Source organism: Actinomadura sp. 9N215, from assembly GCF_044326345.1.
Classification (GTDB): Bacteria; Actinomycetota; Actinomycetes; order Streptosporangiales; family Streptosporangiaceae; genus Spirillospora.
On record NZ_JBIRBA010000032.1, the window covers coordinates 16,740 to 35,178 of the forward strand.

Annotated in this window: 18 protein-coding genes; 7 read left to right on the forward strand and 11 right to left on the reverse strand. The window is 71.2% G+C overall.

Annotated features, from left to right (window positions below):
• The first annotated feature begins 2 nt into the window (after window positions 1–2).
• Window positions 3–971, forward strand: coding sequence for an AAA family ATPase (locus ACH34T_RS37125; RefSeq protein WP_396025746.1), 969 nt, complete (start codon window positions 3–5; stop codon window positions 969–971).
• Window positions 971–2,263: a DUF58 domain-containing protein gene (locus ACH34T_RS37130; protein WP_396025669.1), complete on the forward strand. Its 1,293-nt coding sequence runs from the start codon at window positions 971–973 to the stop codon at window positions 2,261–2,263. Before ACH34T_RS37125 ends, ACH34T_RS37130 begins: the two co-directional genes overlap by 1 nt.
• 61 nt (window positions 2,264–2,324) lie before the next feature.
• Here ACH34T_RS37130 and ACH34T_RS37135 read toward each other — a convergent pair whose 3' ends face one another.
• Window positions 2,325–3,320, reverse strand: a complete 996-nt coding sequence (locus ACH34T_RS37135) for a stage II sporulation protein M (RefSeq protein ID WP_396025670.1) — start codon at window positions 3,318–3,320, stop codon at window positions 2,325–2,327.
• A gap of 74 nt (window positions 3,321–3,394) precedes the next feature.
• On the opposite strand from ACH34T_RS37135, the gene ACH34T_RS37140 reads away from it, so the two are divergent.
• The 4 genes from ACH34T_RS37140 to ACH34T_RS37155 all read left to right on the forward strand — a co-directional run bounded on the left by ACH34T_RS37140 (window position 3,395) and on the right by ACH34T_RS37155 (window position 7,058).
• Window positions 3,395–4,534: an RDD family protein gene (locus tag ACH34T_RS37140; protein ID WP_396025671.1), complete on the forward strand. Its 1,140-nt coding sequence runs from the start codon at window positions 3,395–3,397 to the stop codon at window positions 4,532–4,534.
• 480 nt (window positions 4,535–5,014) lie between these two features.
• A complete protein-coding gene (bfr, locus tag ACH34T_RS37145; protein ID WP_396025672.1) occupies window positions 5,015–5,512 on the forward strand; it encodes a bacterioferritin in 498 nt (165 codons plus the stop codon).
• 209 nt (window positions 5,513–5,721) lie between these two features.
• Window positions 5,722–6,408 (forward strand): hypothetical protein, encoded by a 687-nt coding sequence (locus ACH34T_RS37150; protein ID WP_396025673.1) that lies wholly within the window; start codon window positions 5,722–5,724, stop codon window positions 6,406–6,408.
• Entirely contained in the window at window positions 6,405–7,058 is a 654-nt protein-coding gene (locus ACH34T_RS37155) for a hypothetical protein (RefSeq protein WP_396025674.1), read from the forward strand. The genes ACH34T_RS37150 and ACH34T_RS37155 overlap by 4 nt, the downstream gene beginning before the upstream one ends.
• A gap of 28 nt (window positions 7,059–7,086) precedes the next feature.
• Here ACH34T_RS37155 and ACH34T_RS37160 read toward each other — a convergent pair whose 3' ends face one another.
• The 3 genes from ACH34T_RS37160 to ahcY (ACH34T_RS37170) form a co-directional block, all read right to left on the reverse strand.
• Window positions 7,087–7,701: a hypothetical protein gene (locus ACH34T_RS37160; protein ID WP_396025675.1), complete on the reverse strand. Its 615-nt coding sequence runs from the start codon at window positions 7,699–7,701 to the stop codon at window positions 7,087–7,089.
• Window positions 7,702–7,704: 3 nt separating this feature from the next.
• On the reverse strand, window positions 7,705–8,961 hold the full coding sequence (ahcY, locus tag ACH34T_RS37165) for an adenosylhomocysteinase (protein ID WP_396025676.1): 1,257 nt from the start codon (window positions 8,959–8,961) through the stop codon (window positions 7,705–7,707).
• Window positions 8,962–9,039: 78 nt separating this feature from the next.
• A complete protein-coding gene (gene ahcY / locus ACH34T_RS37170) occupies window positions 9,040–10,470 on the reverse strand; it encodes an adenosylhomocysteinase (RefSeq protein ID WP_396025677.1) in 1,431 nt (476 codons plus the stop codon).
• A gap of 202 nt (window positions 10,471–10,672) precedes the next feature.
• Between ahcY (ACH34T_RS37170) and ACH34T_RS37175 the strand changes: the two genes are divergently transcribed.
• A complete protein-coding gene (locus ACH34T_RS37175; RefSeq protein ID WP_396025678.1) occupies window positions 10,673–11,026 on the forward strand; it encodes a MerR family transcriptional regulator in 354 nt (117 codons plus the stop codon).
• A 95-nt stretch (window positions 11,027–11,121) separates the two neighbouring features.
• Here ACH34T_RS37175 and ACH34T_RS37180 read toward each other — a convergent pair whose 3' ends face one another.
• The 7 genes from ACH34T_RS37180 to ACH34T_RS37210 all read right to left on the reverse strand — a co-directional run bounded on the left by ACH34T_RS37180 (window position 11,122) and on the right by ACH34T_RS37210 (window position 18,333).
• Window positions 11,122–11,796, reverse strand: a complete 675-nt coding sequence (locus tag ACH34T_RS37180; protein WP_396025679.1) for a response regulator — start codon at window positions 11,794–11,796, stop codon at window positions 11,122–11,124.
• 60 nt (window positions 11,797–11,856) lie between these two features.
• Window positions 11,857–13,506, reverse strand: a complete 1,650-nt coding sequence (locus tag ACH34T_RS37185) for a sensor histidine kinase (RefSeq protein ID WP_396025680.1) — start codon at window positions 13,504–13,506, stop codon at window positions 11,857–11,859.
• A gap of 405 nt (window positions 13,507–13,911) precedes the next feature.
• A complete protein-coding gene (locus ACH34T_RS37190) occupies window positions 13,912–14,922 on the reverse strand; it encodes a cation diffusion facilitator family transporter (RefSeq protein WP_396025681.1) in 1,011 nt (336 codons plus the stop codon).
• Between the two features lie 2 nt (window positions 14,923–14,924).
• Window positions 14,925–16,103, reverse strand: a complete 1,179-nt coding sequence (locus tag ACH34T_RS37195) for an SIS domain-containing protein (protein WP_396025682.1) — start codon at window positions 16,101–16,103, stop codon at window positions 14,925–14,927.
• A complete protein-coding gene (locus ACH34T_RS37200) occupies window positions 16,100–16,282 on the reverse strand; it encodes a Trm112 family protein (protein WP_396025683.1) in 183 nt (60 codons plus the stop codon). The genes ACH34T_RS37195 and ACH34T_RS37200 overlap by 4 nt, the downstream gene beginning before the upstream one ends.
• 120 nt (window positions 16,283–16,402) lie before the next feature.
• Window positions 16,403–17,794 (reverse strand): phosphomannomutase/phosphoglucomutase, encoded by a 1,392-nt coding sequence (locus ACH34T_RS37205; protein WP_396025684.1) that lies wholly within the window; start codon window positions 17,792–17,794, stop codon window positions 16,403–16,405.
• Window positions 17,795–17,952: 158 nt separating this feature from the next.
• Complete coding sequence (locus ACH34T_RS37210; protein WP_396025685.1) at window positions 17,953–18,333, reverse strand: DUF3499 domain-containing protein; 381 nt, start codon at window positions 18,331–18,333, stop codon at window positions 17,953–17,955.
• Window positions 18,334–18,439 lie beyond the last annotated feature (106 nt).

An 18,439-nucleotide genomic window follows, 5' to 3' on the forward strand; every position in this document is an offset into this window, starting at 1 on the left:
GGCTGTCCGAGGAGACGCGGCGGCAGTCCGAGACCGCGCGCGCGGCGCTGACGGCACTGCGCGGGGAGGTCGCCAAGACGGTCGTCGGTCAGGACTCCGTGGTGACCGGTCTGGTCATCGCGTTGCTCTGCCGGGGCCACGTGCTGCTCGAAGGCGTCCCCGGCACGGCGAAGACGCTCCTCATCAAGACGCTGTCGCGCGCCCTCGACCTGGACTTCAAGCGCGTCCAGTTCACCCCCGACCTGATGCCGGGCGATGTGACCGGGTCGCTGGTGTACGACAACCGGACGTCGGAGTTCGAGTTCCGCGAAGGTCCGGTCTTCACCAACCTCCTGCTCGCCGACGAGATCAACCGGACGCCGCCGAAGACGCAGGCGTCCTTGCTGGAGGCCATGGAGGAACGGCAGGTCTCCGTGGAGGGCTCAGCGCGCGCTCTGCCCGACCCGTTCGTGGTGTGCGCGACGCAGAACCCGATCGAGTACGAGGGCACGTATCCGCTGCCTGAGGCCCAGCTCGACCGGTTCCTGGTCAAGCTGACCGTGCCCGTGCCCACGCGGGACGAAGAAATCTCTATGCTCCAGCGGCACGCGGCGGGCTTCGACCCGCGTGACCTGTCCGCGGTGCAGCCGGTCGCGGGCGCGGACGAACTGGCCGCTGGACGGGCGGCCGTCAGGGCCGTCCACCTCGACCCCAAGGTCGCGGCCTACGTCGTGGACCTGTGCAGGGCGACCCGCCAGTCGCCGTCACTCCAGCTCGGCGTGTCGCCGCGCGGCGCGACGGCGCTGCTCGCCACGTCCCGCGCGTGGGCGTGGCTGTCCGGTCGCGACTATGTGACCCCGGACGACGTGAAGGCGCTGGCCCGCCCGACGCTGCGGCACCGCGTCCAGCTCCGTCCCGAGGCGGAGCTGGAGGGCGCGACGGCCGACGGCGTGCTGGAGGGCATCCTCGCCCACGTCCCCGCCCCGCGCTGATGGCGCTGACCGGGCGACTGGGGCTTCTGGCACTGCTGAGCGCGGTGGTCCCGCTGTTCGCGCCGAGCTGGTGGACGCTGCTCATCGTGTGGGGCGTCCTGCTGCTCGGTGTCGCCGCCGACCTGGCCCTCGCCGGGAACGTGCGCGCGCTGCGTTTCCACCGTACCGGCGACACGAACGTCCGCCTCGGCGGGACGGCCAAGGTGTCGCTGATCGTGGAGAACCTCGGACGGCGCCGACTCAAGGCCCGCCTACGGGACGTGTGGCCGCCGAGCGCCGGAGCGACGCCCCGCAGCGTCAAAGTGGACGTGCCCGCCGGTGAACGGCGACGCGTAGAGATGACGTTGACGCCGACACGGCGCGGCGACCGGAAAGCCGTCACCGTCGTCGTCCGCTCTGTCGGGCCGCTTGGACTGGCCGCGCGGCAGCTTTCGCGCGCCGCGCCCTGGACGGTCCGTGCGCTGCCGGCGTTTCCGTCCCGCCGCCACCTCCCGGCCAAGCTCGCACGGCTGCGCGAACTCACCGGCGCACACGTGGCCCTCATCCGCGGGCAGGGCACAGAGTTCGACTCACTGCGCGAGTACGTGGACGGCGACGATGTCCGTTCCATCGACTGGCGCGCCACCGCGCGCCGTAACGACATCGTCGTCCGCACCTGGCGTCCCGAACGCGACCGGCGGATCTACCTCGTGCTCGACACCGGCCGCACGTCCGCGGGCCGTGTCGGCGACATTCCCCGGCTCGACTGCTCGATGGACGCGGCGATGCTCCTCGGCGCACTCGCGTCCCGCGCGGGCGACCGCGTCGACCTGCTCGCCTACGACCGGCGTGTCCGCGCCCGCGTCGAGGGAGCGTCCAGGACGGACCTGCTGCCCGCGATGGTGCACGCCCTCGCGCCGCTGGAGCCGGAGCTGATCGAGTGCGACGCCGCCGGGATGGTGTCGACGCTGATGGCCCGCGTCCGGCAGCGGTGCCTCGTCGTCCTGCTCACCGAGCTGAACACGGCCGCGATCGAGGAGGGCCTGCTGCCGCTGCTGCCGCAGCTCACCTCCCGCCACCTCGTCATGATCGCCGCGGTGTCCGATCCACGGGTCGGCGAGATGGCGGCCGCACGGGGCGACCTCGCCTCCGTCTATGACGCCGCAGCCGCGGAACGCGCGCGCGCCGAGCGCCGCCGCCTCACCGCCGAGCTGCGCGGGTACGGCGTAGAGGTCGTGGACGCGCCCCCAGAGGAAATAGCCCCCGCCCTAGCCGACGCCTACCTGGCCCTCAAGGCGGCAGGACGGTTGTAGGAGTGCCAGGCCCCCCACCGCAACCACCCCAACACTCGCGATCGCGTCCGAAGGCAGGTTTCTACGCGGACACGGGGGCGACGTCGGGGCGGAGGTCGGCGTCGCCGGTCTCGCCCTGGCGGGTGGCCCGGCGGCCCAGGACGATCACGTACGCGAGGAACGCGACCTCGGCGACGACGCCGATGGAGATGCGCAGCCAGGTGGTGTGCACCCAGCCGGTGACGAAGCCCTCGATGAGCCCGGACACGAGCAGCACGGCGACGAGGCCGATGGCGATGCTGACGGCGGCGCGTCCCTCTTCGGCGAGGGCTTGGCCGCGGCGGCGACGGCCGGGGTCGATGACCGTCCAGCCGAGTTTGAGGCCGCCGGCGCAGGCCAGGTAGACGGCGGTGAGTTCCAGGAGGCCGTGCGGAAGGATCAGCCCGAAGAAGACGTCGCCCTTGCCGTAGGCGAACATCAGCCCGCCGGTCAGGCCGAGGTTGATCTGGTTGAGCAGCAGTACGTACACGGTGGGGATGCCGAGCAGGATGCCGAATATCAGCGCGATCGCCGACACCCAGGCGTTGTTGACCCAGACCTGGAACGCGAACGACGACGCCGAATGCTCGGTGTAGTAGTTCGCGAAGTCGTGTTCGACGAGCTCACGGATTTCGTCCGGGGTCGCGATGCTCGCCTGTACCTCCGGGCTGTGGACGACCCAGATCGCCAAGGCCAGGGCCAGCAGATTGCCAAGGACGGCGTTGCCGAGCCACCACCATTTCATTCTGTAGGCGGCCGCCGGGAACGACACCGTCGCAAAGCGGGTAACGTCCCGCCAGAGCGGGGCTTGGGCTCCGGCCACCGCGGCCCTGGCCCGTGCGACGAGTGATGACAACCGGCCCACGAGCTGCGGGTCGGGCGAGCTTGAACGCACGACGGACAGGTGTGTCGCCGTCCGCTGGTAGAGCTCGACCAGTTCGTCGGCTTCCGCGCCGGTCAGCCTGCGGCCGCGGTTGATGAGCCACTCCAGGCGCTGCCAGTCGGCGTTGTGCGCGGCCACATAGGCGTCGACGTCCACCCGAGGGAGACTAACGCCTCGCTCCGTCGAACCGGCAAAATGGACGGCACCCCAGCCAATTGGAGGACCAGGACATGGCCGAACTCGTCACCGGCGAGGCCGTCGCGCTCGACATCCGGGTCGCGCGCCTGGCCAGCCGTGGCTGCGCCATACTGCTCGACCTGCTCTTCCAGATGGTCCTGCTCAACATCGCCGTCTACCTCACGGCCATGACGTCGCTCGTCGCGGACGACGCGTGGGCAGTAGGGCTGACTCTCGTCGCCGTCGTCGCCGTCCTGGTCGGATATCCGTGCCTGTTCGAGACGCTGTCGCGGGGACGGACGCTGGGCAAGATGGCCCTGGGCCTCCGCGTCGTCGCCGACGACGGCGGACCCATCCGCTTCCGGCAGGCCCTGGTGCGGGCCTTGGCGGGCGTCATCGAATTCTGGACGCTCTACGGCTCGCCCGCTCTCATCACGTCATTCTGCAACCAGCGCGGTAAGCGGCTCGGTGACTTGTTCGCCGGGACGATCGTCATCCAGGAGCGGGTTCCGACGTCGGCGTTCTTCGGTCCCGTCGCCGTGATGCCGCCGCAGCTCGCCTGGTGGGGCCGCTCGCTGGAGATGTCGCAGGTGTCGGACGAGCTGGCGATGACGGCCCGGCAGTACCTGTCGCGGTTCTGGGAGCTGCTGCCGGAGGTCCGCGACTCGCTGGGGCACCGGATCGCGTCGCAGGTCGTCGCGGTGGTGAGCCCGCCTCCGCCGCCGGGCGTCCGTCCGGAGATCCTGCTGTCGGCCGTCCTCGCCGAGCGCCGCCACCGGGAGGAGTGGCGGCTCGCCCAGCGCCGCGCGCGGCGGATGCGGCGGCTCGGCTGGACGGCGGCCTGGACCCCGGCCGCGACGCCGGTCATGGCGATGGCGGGGGCTCCGCCGTCCGGGCCGCCCCGGCAGGGTCCTCCTCCGCCGCCGCGGTTCAGTGCTCCGGCGCCGGGCCAGCCGCAGTTCCTTCCGCCGCCCAACTACGGCGCGGGGCCGTACCAGCACGTCCTGAACGCCCCTGGTCCGCCCGCTCGCGGCCCGAACCCGCCCGGCCCCTACCCGGCCTCCGGCACGGGCCCCAACGCCCCTTATCCGCCGCCTGGGGCGATGCCGCCCGCGCCGCCGCCGCAGACCCCCGGGTCGCCGCCGCATGCGCCCGGACCACCACCTCAAGGCCCGTATCCGCCGGCCCGCTGACGGGTGCCCGGATCCGGCGACAGCACGATCCGAACGGCATGCCCTGGAATGAGAACGGCCGCCTCAACGATCGCCGATGTCCACAAAGCTCCCCGCAAGGTCAGATCAAAGCAAGACGAAAAACAATTCATCGCCATTTAGGCTAGCCTATCCTAAATGAGGATAGGCTAGCCTAAAATGGCCGCCCAAGCCCTTCTATTAAAGGCCGAGACGCCACTCCACAGAAGGCCCGCCCGATGGACGGACGGTGAATGCCGTGCGGCGAACACAATGACCTGCGCGGCCAGCGGCGATCAACATGATTCCATCGAAACACGATTCTTTCGCCGAGACTCTCGTCTCGGCGGGGCCGTGGAGTCCGGCCGGTAGATCGCCTACGCAGATCGGCGCAGTCCACGTCGCGGATTCATCCAAAGAAGGAAATCCAAGTCGAAATTTCTAAGCTGGCCGGGGACGGACGGCCATGTGAGCATGTGCGTCATGGAAGGTGACAGAGAGATCATTGGGCTGCTCAACGAGCAGCTCACCGCCGAACTGACGGCGATCAACCAGTTCTTCCTGCATGCCAAGATGCAGCAGGACTGGGGGTACACGCGCATCGCCGAACACACCCGCTCGGAATCTCATGACGAGATGAAGCACGCCGAGCGGCTCACCGAACGGATCCTTTTCCTGGAGGGCATGCCGAACTACCAGAAACTCAACCCACTGCGGATCGGGCAGAACGTCCCCGAGCAACTCCGGGGGGATCTGGCCCTGGAGTTGGAGAACGTGGCGCGGCTGCGTCCCGGCATCGAACTGATGCGCGCACGCGGCGACGTCACGTCCGCCCGGATCTTCGAGGAGATCCTCGCCGACGAGGAAGAACACGTCGACTACCTGGAGACCGAACTCGGCCTCACCGACTCCCTCGGCGAGAGCAATTACCTACAGCGCCTCACCGACGCCCCCGGAGAGGACTTCACCGAACCCGTCTGAGCCCTAGCCGCCCCAGGGCCGCGATGGCCCCGGATCCACGCTGCCGGGCCTACGGCACAGCGCGCACGCAGGACACCGTCGAGAACGCGGACTCCACACCGCGTGTCCGAGTGACGCACGGTGCCGGCGGCCCGGCCGCCCTACCGCTGTGGGGACCCGGCCCCGGGTACCGCCCGGCAGCAGACTCCCATCGAGAAAAGAGCGCGACCGTGACCAACACCCAGTCCATCGCCATCGAGGACACGGTCCGCGACATCGGCACCAGGCCCGCCCCTGCGGAACCACTGGTGCTGCAGATGTGGCGGACCCCCGTCTACCAGGCCGACTGCGCCGGCGCCGCCGAGCACCTCCCGAACCTCCGGGAGCTCATCCTGGCGGCGGAGGAGACCGACAGGCGGGCCGCCGCCGCGGGCGCCGGCAACGCGATCAAGTCGTCCCAGACCATGCTGGCCTGGGACCATCCCTCGATCGACTGGCTGAAACGCCAGATACACGCCGCCGGGGAGGCGCTGGCCCACGCGGCGCTGGGCGAGACCGCCGGCGAGATCGGCGACCACGACACCCACGCCGAGGCGTGGGCCGTGGTCTGCCGGCCCGGTGACGCGCTGCGCCCGCACACCCGCCACGACTCCGCCTGGTCGGGCGTGCTGTCCGTCGTCGCGGAGCCCAGCGGCGACAGCGACGCCGGGTACCTGCAGCTGCTCGATCCGCGCCCGGCCGCCCTGCCCCGGACGGCCTCGCCCGGACCGGTCCGCTGCTCACCGGTCCCCGGCCGGATGATCGCCTTCCCGGGCTGGCAGGCCCGGTGGATGCGGGCGACCGCGGCCGACTCCCGGCTGCGGATCGCGATCGCCTGGAACATCACCTACGCCGAGCACCGGAGCCGAGTCTCATGACGCTCACCACCACCCCAGCCGCCGCCGTCACCGCCGACGCCGTCCCCGTAGCGCCCTCCCCGGTGCCCTCCTCAGGCCGCGACCGGCGCAGCTGCGGCAGCGCGGGCCCGGCCGTCCAGCAGCACTGGGGGACGCCCGTCGCCTTCGCCCCGATGGATCCCGCCGGGCTGCTGTCCCCGTCCGCCGCGGAGATCGGCGGCGCGGGTCCGGCGCTGGAGACCGTGCCGCCCGGCGGGATCATCGCCGACCTGGAGACCGCGGCCGACCGGTTCCGCGCCGCGTTCGAGGCGCTCACGACCGCCTACGAACCCGAAATCACGCCGCCCGTCGGGGACGTCGGCGTCGAAGTGCAGATCTGGCGGCACGGCTACGATCGGGCGCCCGCCCGGCACCGCGCCGACCTCGTCGCGTGGTGGGTGCTGGACGCGACCCCCGGGCCCGCGCACACCGGTTCGGGCGCCATCGCCTTCGCCGACCCCCGAGCCGGGTCGCCGATGGCGCCCATGCCCGGACGCCCCTGGGGGCGCCACCTGCTGATCCGCCCTGTGCCCGGCACGCTCGTCGCCGTCCCTGGGTGGCTCGTCTCCTCGGTCGTCCCCCTGGAACGCGGCCAGCACGTCCTGGTGGCCATCGCCTCGTCCTGCCGGTGACCACCCGCGCACGGTCCCGGCTGGAGCGCTAGCCCAGCAGGTTGGGCGGGGACTCCAGGGTGGTGAGCTCGATGCCCGGGGCCGCGAGGACGACGTCGCCCGCCAGGTGGACGGCTTCGACCTCGCCCGTGGACAGGTCCATGACCTCGTACTGCGAGACCGGGAGCGGCTCCGTCTCGGTCTCGTAGACGGACGTTCCGGCCAGGCGCCACCGCCAGTTAGTGGTGAGCGGCGAAAGGGACGGGCCGCTCACCTGGACGAGACGGACGTCGGCCTGCGCGCCCTCGTCCAATTCCAAGGAGCGGGCGACCGCGATGAGGAAACCGGGCGAGTCGGCCATGAAGCCGGACGCTCGTTCTGCGTGTTCGGTGCCCGTCTCTTCGGCGGCGCGTACCCACGCGACCTCGGGACCGGTGACGCCGCCTCGCAGCCACCAGGTCGGGGTGACGAGTTCGACGCGGATCTGGCGCCACCGTGCGTCGACGACCAGATCGGTGCGGACGCCGTCCGGACGCTGGGACGTGTAGCGCCAGCCGCCCGGGCCCGGCGCGCACTTGAAGCGCTCCTCAAGGCCCTCGCCCGCAGGCAGGCCCGTGTGCAGGCCCGTGTGCAGATCCGTGTGCAGATACGTCCCGGACGGCACGGGTCAGGACCCGATGCGCCAGGAGTGCAGGTAGTCCTCCTGGTCCTTGGTGAGCCGGTCGATGGAGATGGACATCGACGCCAGCTTGAGGCGGGCGACCTCCGTGTCGATGTCCTTCGGGACGTCGTGGACGGCCGGCGCCAGCGTCGAGTGGGCGGTCGCCAGCCACGCGCACGTGAGGGCCTGGTCGGCGAACGACATGTCCATCACGGCCGCCGGATGGCCCTCCGCGGCCGCCAGATTGACGAGACGGCCCTCGGCGAGCAGGACCAGACGCCGCCCGTCGGCCATGACGTACTCGGCGGTCTGCGGGCGGCTGCCGCGATGCACTTCGACGGCCATCTCGCTCAGTGCGCGGACGTCGATCTCGACGTCGAAGTGCCCGGAGTTCGCAAGGATCGCGCCGTCCTTCATCACGGCGAGGTGCTCGCCGTTGACGACCTCACGGTTGCCGGTGACGGTGATGAAGACATCGCCGACCACGGCGGCCTCCGCCATGGGCTGGACGGAGAAACCCTGCAACGCGGCATCGAGCGCTTTCACAGGGTCGATTTCGGTGATGACGACCCGGGCCCCTAGGCCACGCGCCCGTTCGGCCAAGCCGCGCCCGCAAAAACCGAAGCCCGCGATGACGATCGTCTTGCCCGCTAGGAGCGTGTTAGTCGCGCGTACGATCCCGTCCAGCGTCGACTGGCCCGTCCCGTAGCGGTTGTCGAACATGTGCTTGGTGTCGGTGTCATTCACCGCGACCATGGGAAACCGAAGCGCGCCTTCGAGCATCATCTGGTGCAGACGGATCACACCCGTCGTCGTCTGCTCGCAGCCCGCCTTCACTGTGCCGATCAGGTCGGTGCGGTCGATGTGCAGCGTGTTGACCAGGTCGCACCCGTCGTCCAGCACGAGATCAGGCCCCGTCTCCAACGCCTGGTGAATGTGCGCGTAATAACCCTCGCGGTCAATTCCCGCACGGGCGAACACCTCCGCGCCGTACTCCTGGACGAGCGCGGCCGCCGTGTCGTCCTGCGTCGACAGCGGATTGGACGCCGCCAGCGCCACACTCGCACCGCCCGCCTGGAGCGTCCGGATGAGCCCCGCCGTTTCGGTCGTGATGTGCATGCACGCGGCGACCTTCAGGCCGTCCAGAGGACGCTCTTCAGCGAACCGCTCCCGGATCTGGCGCAGCACGGGCATGCTCCGGTCGGCCCACTCGATCCGCTTGACGCCCTCATACGCCAGCGAGACGTCCGCAATATCGCTCATCGTTCCCCTAAGGCCCCTGAGGCAGAAACCGCCGCACGGCCATTGCGCGGCCGTGCGGCGGTCGAACGCTACCGATCTTTAGTAACGGTAGTGGTCTGACTTGTAGGGGCCTTCGACGTGGACGCCGATGTAGGCGGCCTGCTCCTTGGTCAGCTCGGTGAGCTTCACGCCGAGCGCGTCGAGGTGGAGGCGGGCGACCTTCTCGTCCAGGTGCTTCGGCAGGACGTACACGCCGAGCGGGTACTCCTCGGTCTTGGTGAACAGCTCGATCTGCGCGATGACCTGGTTCGTGAACGAGTTGGACATCACGAACGACGGGTGCCCGGTGGCGCAGCCCAGGTTCATCAGGCGGCCCTCGGCCAGCACGATGATCGAGTGGCCGTCCGGGAAGCGCCACTCGGCGACCTGCGGCTTGACCTCGATCTTCTCGACGCCGGGCACCTTGGCGAGGCCCGCCATGTCGATCTCGTTGTCGAAGTGCCCGATGTTGGACACGATCGCCTGGTGCTTCATCCGCGCCATGTGGTCGGCCGTGATGATGTTGAAGTTGCCGGTGGTGGTGACGAAGATGTCGGCGGTCTCGACGACGTCGTCCAGGGTGGTGACCTGGAAGCCGTCCATCGCGGCCTGCAGCGCGCAGATCGGGTCGATCTCGGTGACGATCACGCGGGCGCCCTGGCCGCGCAGCGCGTCCGAGCAGCCCTTGCCGACGTCGCCGTAGCCGCACACGACCGCGACCTTGCCGCCGATCAGCACGTCGGTGGCGCGGTTCAGGCCGTCGATGACGCTGTGCCGGCAGCCGTACTTGTTGTCGAACTTCGACTTGGTGACCGAGTCGTTGACGTTGATCGCCGGGAACTGGAGGGTGCCGGCCTTCGCCATCTCGTAGAGGCGGTGGACGCCGGTCGTGGTCTCCTCGGTGACGCCCTTGATCGCGGCGGCGGTCTCCGTCCAGCGGCCCGGCCTCTCCGCGATGGTGCGGCGGAGGGTGTCGAGGACGATGCCCAGCTCCTCGGGGTCGTCCTCGGTCGCGGTCGGGACGACGCCGGTCTTCTCGTACTCGGCGCCCTTGTGGACGAGGAGGGTCGCGTCGCCGCCGTCGTCCAGGATCATGTTGGGACCGGTGCCGTTCGGCCATTGGAGGGCCTGGTCGGTGCACCACCAGTACTCTTCGAGCGTCTCGCCCTTCCAGGCGAACACGGGGACGCCCTTCGGGTCGTCGACGGTGCCGTCCTTGCCGACGACGACAGCGGCGGCCGCGTGGTCCTGGGTGGAGAAGATGTTGCAGGACACCCAGCGGACGTCGGCGCCCAACTCCACCAGCGTCTCGATCAGCACGGCGGTCTGGATCGTCATGTGCAGCGAGCCCATGATCCTGGCGCCGCGCAGCGGCTTGGCGGCGGAGTACTCCGCGCGCACCGCCATCAGGCCCGGCATCTCGTGCTCGGCGAGCCGGATCTCCCGGCGCCCGAAGTCGGCCAGCGACAGGTCGGCGACCTTGTAGTCCATGCTTTCGTTGCTCCTTGGTCCGCGGATGGCGGGTCGGTACGCGAGGGTCGGCACACGCGGCGCGGAACGCGTTTCGCGGTTCCGCACGCGGGGTTGACGCCCGGGTGGGCTCCTGCGTCAACGCCGTGAGTCTAAGGGCGTCGACGGCCCGCTGGCACGGTCGGACGCGACTTTCTCACACAAATTTGTCAGAATCAGCTCCATGCGCATCACGGAGGCCGCCCGGCGGCTCGGCACCTCGCCCCGCATGCTCCGCTACCGGGAGGCCCTCGGCCTGCTGCCCGTCACCCGGGAGGCGGCCATGACCAGGCGCGGCGGCGGCCACCGCCGGTTCGGCGACGCCGAGCTGCGGGCCGTCGCGCTCGCGCTCGCGCTGGAGAAGCGCTACGACATCGGCCCGGCGGAGCTGGCGTTCGGGCTGCGCGTCCTCGCCGAGCCCCAGGTGCAGGCGCACGTGCGCGAGCTGGGCGAGCGCATCGGACGGCTGTCCGCCCCGCCGACCCGCGCGCTCGACTTCGAGAAGGAGAAGGCGATGCGCCTCCTCCGCCGCCGCTGACCGGCGCCCGGCGCCAGCCGACGGTGACCGCCACGACCGGCCTCAGCCGACGGCGACGCCGCGACCGGCGTCAGCCGGCGGCGGCACGACCGGCGTCAGCCGGGGGCGTTCTCGCCGGGGACGACGACGCCGGACTCGTAGGCGAGCATGACCGCCTGCGCCCGGTCGCGCAGGCCCAGCTTGGTGAAGACGCGGGCCACGTGCGTCTTCACGGTGTGCTCGCTGACGACGAGGCGCTGCGCGATCTCGCCGTTGGACAGCCCGCCCGCGATCAGGACGAGCACCTCCGTCTCCCGCGCCGTCAACGTCGCCAGCTCCGACGGCGCCTGCGGCCTGTTACGGCGCTGCTTGGTGAACTCGCGGATCAGCCGTCCGGTGACCTGCGGGGCGAGGAGCGAGTCGCCGCGCGCCACGACCCGGACGGCGGACACCAGCTCGTCGGCGGTGGCGTCCTTCAGCAGGAAGCCGCTGGCTCCGACGGCGAGCGCCTCGTACACGTACTCGTCCACGTCGAACGTCGTCAGCACCAGCACCCGGACGTTCTCGGAGGCGGGGAGGGAGAGGATGCGGCGGGTGGCCTCGATGCCGTCCATGCCGGGCATCCGGATGTCCATGACGACGACGTCGGGACGGCTGCGCTCGGCGATCCGGACCGCCTCGCGCCCGTCCCCCGCCTCGCCGACGACGGTGATGTCGTCCTGCGCGGCGAGCAGGGCCGCGAACCCGGCCCGGACGATCGTCTGGTCGTCGACGATCAGCACGTTGATCACCGTTGCCGCCTCGCGGGCGCGCCGACGACGCCGCTGCCGCGGACGACGTCGATGACGGGGTCAGGCACCGCCGCCGGGAGGCGCCTCGGAACCGTGTCCACGGGTGGAATTCCCTTCCCTCGTCAGTGGAAGCTCGGCCTCCACCAGGAACCCGCCCTGCGCGGCCGGGCCGGCGGAGAACCGCCCGCCCAGCATGGTCGCACGTTCCCGCATGCCGACGAGGCCATGTCCGCCACCCGGCCCGTGCAGTCCGCTCTGTCCACTGTGTCCGGGCTGTCCGCTACCGGACTCCGGCGTCTCCAGGCGGGTGCGTCCGGCGTCCACGGCGGTGGGGCCCGCGGGGTCGTCCAGTACGGCGGTACGGGAGCCGGGGTCGTCCCGGTTCAGCACCCTGGTCTGCGAGGACGCGCCCCGCCCGTCGTCGTGGACGCGGACGGCCAGCCGGTCCGGCAGGAACATCAGGTCCACCCGGACGCCGGCGCCGGGCGCGTGCCGCCGCGCGTTCGTCAGCGCCTCCTGGACGATCCGGTACGCCGACAGCTCGACCGTCGTGGACAGCCCGCGCGGGTCGCCGTGCACGGCGAGGTCGACGTGGCCGCCGGCGCCGCGGTGCTGCTCGATCAGGTCGGGCAGCCGGTCGAGGCGCGGCTGCGGGGAGTTGGCCGCCTCCGGCTCCGGCGTGGCGTCGGCGCGCAGCACGCTGAGCAGCCGCCGCATCTCCACCAGCGCGTCCCGCGCCGTCTTGGCGATCTCGGTGTAGCCGGCGCGGGCCTCGGGCGACAGGTTCTCCATCGTGTACGGGGCCGTCTCCGCCTGCACCGCGATCATGGAGACGGAGTGCGCGACGACGTCGTGCAGCTCGCGCGCGATGCGGGCCCGCTCCCGCATCACCGCCTGCTCCCGCTGGACGGCGGTGAGCCGGGTGAGGGTCTCGTTGGTGCGCTCGGCGGCCTCCGCCTCGGTCTGGCTCGCGGACTCCACGACGCGCCGCGCGTCGCCGAGCCCGATGGCCGCGAGGACGGCGATCAGGACGGCCGGGAACGGGACGTCGTCCAGCGTCGAGGTCGCCAGGTAGACGACCGCGATCGTGACCACGCTGCCGAACGCGAGGACGCCGGTGGACTGGCGGGGCAGCTGCCGGCCCAGCGCGTACAGCGTGTACAGGGCCGCGAATCCCGTGGTGACCAGCAGGATCTGCCCGGTGAGGAGGCTCGCCGCGACCGCGCCGAGCACGATCGCCGCGACCGGCCGCAGGTTCTCCCGCCGCCAGCCGAGCGGCAGCGTGGACGCGACCGCGAACCCGCCCGCGAGGCTGAGCGGCGAGTCGGCGCGCGGCGCCAGCTCGGCGAGCGCGGCGACGGTGAGGGCGAGCCCGGTGACCGGCGCGAAGTACCAGGAGCCGACGACCTCGCGCCAGGTGTTGATCCAGCGGGGCAGCGGCGCCGTCGTCCCGTCAGCGCCGGGTGAACCCGGACCGCCCGGCATGCCCGGAGCGCCCGGGGCCGGACGGCGTCCCGCGCCGCCGTTCAGCCGCGTGACGAGGCGCACCGCCAGCGGACGCAGCAGGGTGCCGATGCCGGTGAGGATCCACAGCAGCAGCTGCCCCACGCCCGCTACGATCCGGCCGGACAGCCGCCACGCGTGGTGCGCGACGGCTGGGCCGAACCCCGCGGGGCCGGGTCCGGTCCGGGCCTTGTCATCGGATGTCACCACTCAATACTGACCGTTGAGGGGGGCACTCACCTCACCGCGCGGATGTATGCGCGCCGTGCGGCTCCGTCTGGAGTACCACGCGTTTTCCCTCCTTGAGGGGGACGTGCCGGAGACCGCCGCGAACGTAGTGTTCTAACCGTGACCGCAAGGCGGCACCGTCGGCGTAGGGGGTTCGGCGGGCTGCCGCGGTCACACCAGAACCACCCGGTGTTCAGGGGTCCGGGTGGGGAGGCATGGGAAGCACCTCGCCGGACGGCCGTGGTTCGCGCCTCTGCGGAGGCACTCGCCGGTCTTGCCTGGGCTGGGGTCGACCGGCACGGCGTCGGCCGCCCGGCGAGGGGTCCCATGTTCGTTCCGACGTCCCACCGCGGTCACGCGACCGGCACGGCGGCGATGACGCCGTCAGGACGACGCCGGGGTCTCCGGGGAGTTCGCGTCCGTGTTCGCGTCCGTGTCCGCCTTGTCCAGTTTCGGCGTCGCCGTTCCGGTGGCGCTCTTGCGCGGCGCCTCGTCCAGCGCCGGCTCCAGGTAGATCAGCTTCGCCTCCGGGAACCGCGCCCGGATCTTGGCCTCGGCGGCGTCGATGCCGCGGGCCACGTCGGCGGCCGTGTCATCGTGGTTCACGGCGATCTTGGCGGCGATGAGCAGCGCGTCCGGGCCGAGGTACTCCGTGCGGATGTGGATCAGGTGGTCGACCTGCTCGACCGACTCCAGCGCCTCGATGATCGCGTCCTCGTGCTCGGGCGCGACGCCCTCCCCGATCAGCAGGCTCTTCGTCTCGATCGCCAGGATCGTCGCGACGACCGCGAGCAGCACGCCGATCGCCACGGTGCCGATGCCGTCCCAGACGCCGTCGCCGGTCGCCACCGCCATCGACACGCCGAACAGCGCGAGGAACAGGCCGACGAGGGCGGCGAGGTCCTCCAGCAGGACGACGGGCAGCTCGGGCGCCTTGGCGCGGCGGATGAACGTCCACCAGGACTGCTCGCCGCGGACCAGGTTCGACTCCTTGATCGCGGTGCGGAACGAGAACGTCTCCATGATGATCGCGACGATCAGCACCCCGAACGCCCAGCCCGGCGCCTTGACCTCCTCCGGGTGGGAGATCTTGTGGTAGCCCTCGTACAGCGAGAACACCGCGCCGACGGTGAACAGGACCACCGCGACGACGAACGCGTAGAAGTAGCGCTCGCGGGCGTAGCCGAACTGGTGCTGCTGCGTCCGCTCGCGCTTGGAGCGCTTGCCGCCGAGGAGCAGCAGCCCCTGGTTCCCCGAGTCCGCCATCGAGTGGATCGACTCGGCGAGCATCGACGACGAACCGGTGAACGCGAACGCGACCATCTTCGACACCGCGATCCCGAGGTTGGCGGCCAGCGCGGCGACGATGGCCTTGGTTCCGCCCTCAGCACTCATCTCTACGCAATCCTCGCTTTGAGCTCTTGAATGGCAGGCACCGGAGTGGGATCCACACCCAGCGCGATAGCCAAGTAAACCGTGACATAGTCAGCCAGCGCGATCAGAGTCGCGATTCTCTCCAGCGGGTGCTCGCCCTCCGCCCCGATCTCGGTGACGGCAACGCCCCGGGCGCGGGCCATCTCGGCGGACGCGTCGCACCGCTTGCGGACCTGCGGATGCTCGTCCACGTCCCGCATGAGGACGAGGTGCAGGCCGTGCTCGGGATCGTCCGCGCGGTCGCGGAAGAAGTCGTCCAGGTCGTCAGAGCCGTCAGGGCCTCCTGGGCCGGACGACGGCGTCACGCCGCCGCCGCGATGCGCGAAATGGCCGTCGAACGCCATCACCTGGTTGTGGTCGGCCTCCGGGACCTCGCCGAAGACGCCCGGGTACTTGGCGTTCTCGTTGAGCTGGCAGCACAGCCGGTACGCCGCCGTGGCCGCCAGCGCGGACGAGCCCCACACCAGGGGCACGTCGCCCATGATGTCCAGCGCCATCCGCTTGGCCGGGTTGACGAACGGCTCGCTGGACGGACGGCACCGGTACGCGACGTCTTCCAGCAGCCCCGCCGTGGACTCAAGGACCGCGTCGGGCACGTCCGCCAAACCCAGTGTGCGGGCCGCCAGGACAAGCGGGATCGTGAGGCCCCACAACGTCGAACGCGGCTGCCCCACCGAACGCACCGGGACGAACACACCGCGGCTTCTGTCGGACAGCTCCGCGAGCGGCGAATCCGTCCCGCCGACGAACAGCAGCCTGCATCCCCGGCGGGCCGCCTCCGCGGCGACCTCAAGGGTCTCCTCCGTCTTGCCCGAGCAGGACACGGCGATGACGAGGTCGGCGGCGCCCACCCAGCCGGGTAGCCGGTAGCCGCGCACCGTCGTCACCGGGACGGCGCAGCCCACGCCGCACACCGCGGCGAGGACGTCACCGGAGATCCCGGAGCCGCCCATGCCCGCGACGACGACCGCGCGGGGCCTGCCGTCCTCGGCGAGACTCGCGATGCCCGCCTCGGCCACCGCCCGCTGCGCCTCCCGCACCTGCGACGCCGACGACGCGACCTGCCGCAGCATCCCCCCGGGATCGGCCGCCTCGGCCACGGCCGCGTCGTCCAGCCGTGAGGGATCGAGCCCCGACGTCACGGAGCGGGGGTCCTGGCCTCGTCGACCAGCAGGACGGGGATGTCGTCGCGGACGGGGTAGGCGTAGCCGCACGACCCGGTGCACACCAGCTCGGCGGCCCCCTCGTCGGCGCGCAGGTCGCCGCCGCAGTTGGGGCAGGCGAGGATCTCCAGGAGCCAGGAGTCGAGCTTCAACGTCATGGCAGCGTCACTTCTCCCTCTCGGTCGCTTCTCCCGCCCCCGGGGGTCGCTCTCTCCCGCGGCCGGTCACTTCTTCCGTACGCGGTACTACGTCCGCACCCGGTCACGTCTCCGCACCGGTCACTTCTTCCGTACGAGGGCGAGGACCTCGTCGCGGACCGCCGCCATGGTCGCGTCGTCGCCCGCCTCCGCGTTGAGGCGCAGCAGCGGCTCGGTGTTCGACGGCCGCAGGTTGAACCACCACCCGGCGGCGTCGTCGCTGACGGTGAGGCCGTCGAGCTCGTCGATCGCGGTCCCGGGGCGTCCGGCGAAGGCCGCGCGGACGTTGGTGGTGGCGGCGTCCTGGTCGGCGACCTCGCTGTTGATCTCGCCCGACGCGACGTAGCGCGTGTACTCGCGCAGCAGCGCCGACAGCGGCAGTGCCTCCCCGACCAACCGACCCCGACCTACCACCTCGGCCTGCTCCCCGAGCGCGGCGAGGACGTGGAGCGCGGCCAGCATGCCCGAGTCGGCGAACCAGAAGTCGCGGAAGTAGAAGTGCGCCGAGTGCTCGCCGCCGAACACCGCGCCCGTCTCCGCCATCGTCTGCTTGATGAACGAGTGCCCGACCCGCGTCCTGACCGGCGTCCCGCCGTGCTCGGCGACGATCTCCGGGACGGCCCGCGACGTGATCAGGTTGTGCACGATCGAGGAGCCGGGGTGCTTGGCCAGCTCGCGCGTCGCGACCAGCGCCGTGATCGCGGACGGTGCGACGATCTCGCCGCGCTCGTCCACGACGAAGCAGCGGTCGGCGTCGCCGTCGAAGGCCAGCCCGATGTCGGCACCCGTCTCGCGGACCTTCGCCTGCAGGTCGCGCAGGTTCTCCGGCTCGATCGGGTTGGCCTCGTGGTTGGGGAAGGTGCCGTCCAGCTCGAAGTACAGCGGCACCAGCTCGATCGGCAGGCCCTCGAAAACGGACGGGACGGTGTGCCCGCCCATGCCGTTGCCCGCGTCCACCACGACCTTCAGCGGACGGATCGACGACAGGTCGACCAGCGTCTTCAGATGGTCGGCGTAACCCTTGAGGATGTCGCGGCGCGAGACCGTCCCCGGCTCGCCGTCATAGGCCGGGACGCCCTGCTCGATCATCTCGCGGATCTCGGCGAGGCCGGTGTCACGGCCGACCGGCCGGGCGCCCGAGCGGCACAGCTTCAGCCCGTTGTACCTGGCGGGATTGTGGCTCGCGGTGAACATCGCGCCGGGCAGGTCAAGGCTGCCGCTGGCGTAGTACAGCATGTCGGTGGAGCCGAGGCCGGCCTCGATCACGTCCGCGCCCTGGGACGTCGCGCCGCGCGCGAACGCCTCGGCCAGCGGCACGGACGACTCCCGCATGTCGTGGGCGGTGACGATCGCGCTCGCGCCCGTCACCCGCACGAACGCCGCGCCGGCCGCCTCGGCCGTCGCGGGGTCGAGTTCGTCCGGCACGACGCCGCGGATGTCGTACGCCTTGAAGATCTTGGCGAGGTCGCCCACTCCTGCTCCCTGTCCGCTGAGCCCTGTCCCAAAGAAACGGGGTTCACGAGCCTACCGGGAAGGGCGGACGCGACCCGCCGCGACGCCGCCAAGCCACCGGACGATCTCACCGCCCGCGACATCACCCCAGGTCGGGACGTGGACCGTGCCCGGAGACGTCACTCCTGGACGGGCTGCTTCCCCGCGGGCTCGGAGCGCAGCACACGCAGATGGCCGCGGCGTCCGACCTCCGTGCCCTGCCCGACCGGCTCGTGGGCCGCGCCTGGAGCGGGCTTCGCGGCCTCGCGGACGGCGTCGGCGAGGGCCTCCAGGTCGTCGGCGCTCGGCTCGGACTCCTCCTCGACGGGAAGCCGCACCAGTTCCCACCCCATCGGGGCGGTGAGCCGCTCCGAATGCTCCGCGCACAGGTCGTAGCAGTGCGGCTCGGCGTACGTGGCGAGCGGCCCCAGGACCGCGGTGGAATCGCGGTAGACGTACGTGAGCGTGAACACTGCGGGCGCCTTGCAGGCGGTACGAGAGCAGGTGCGGACGGGGCTCACGATGGCTGACCGTACCTCCCTGCCACCGGCTCCGCCACCACCCGGCCGAACGTGTCGCCGTTACCGGTGGATTTCCGAGGTAACAACTACATTCCGTGTGGGCTCC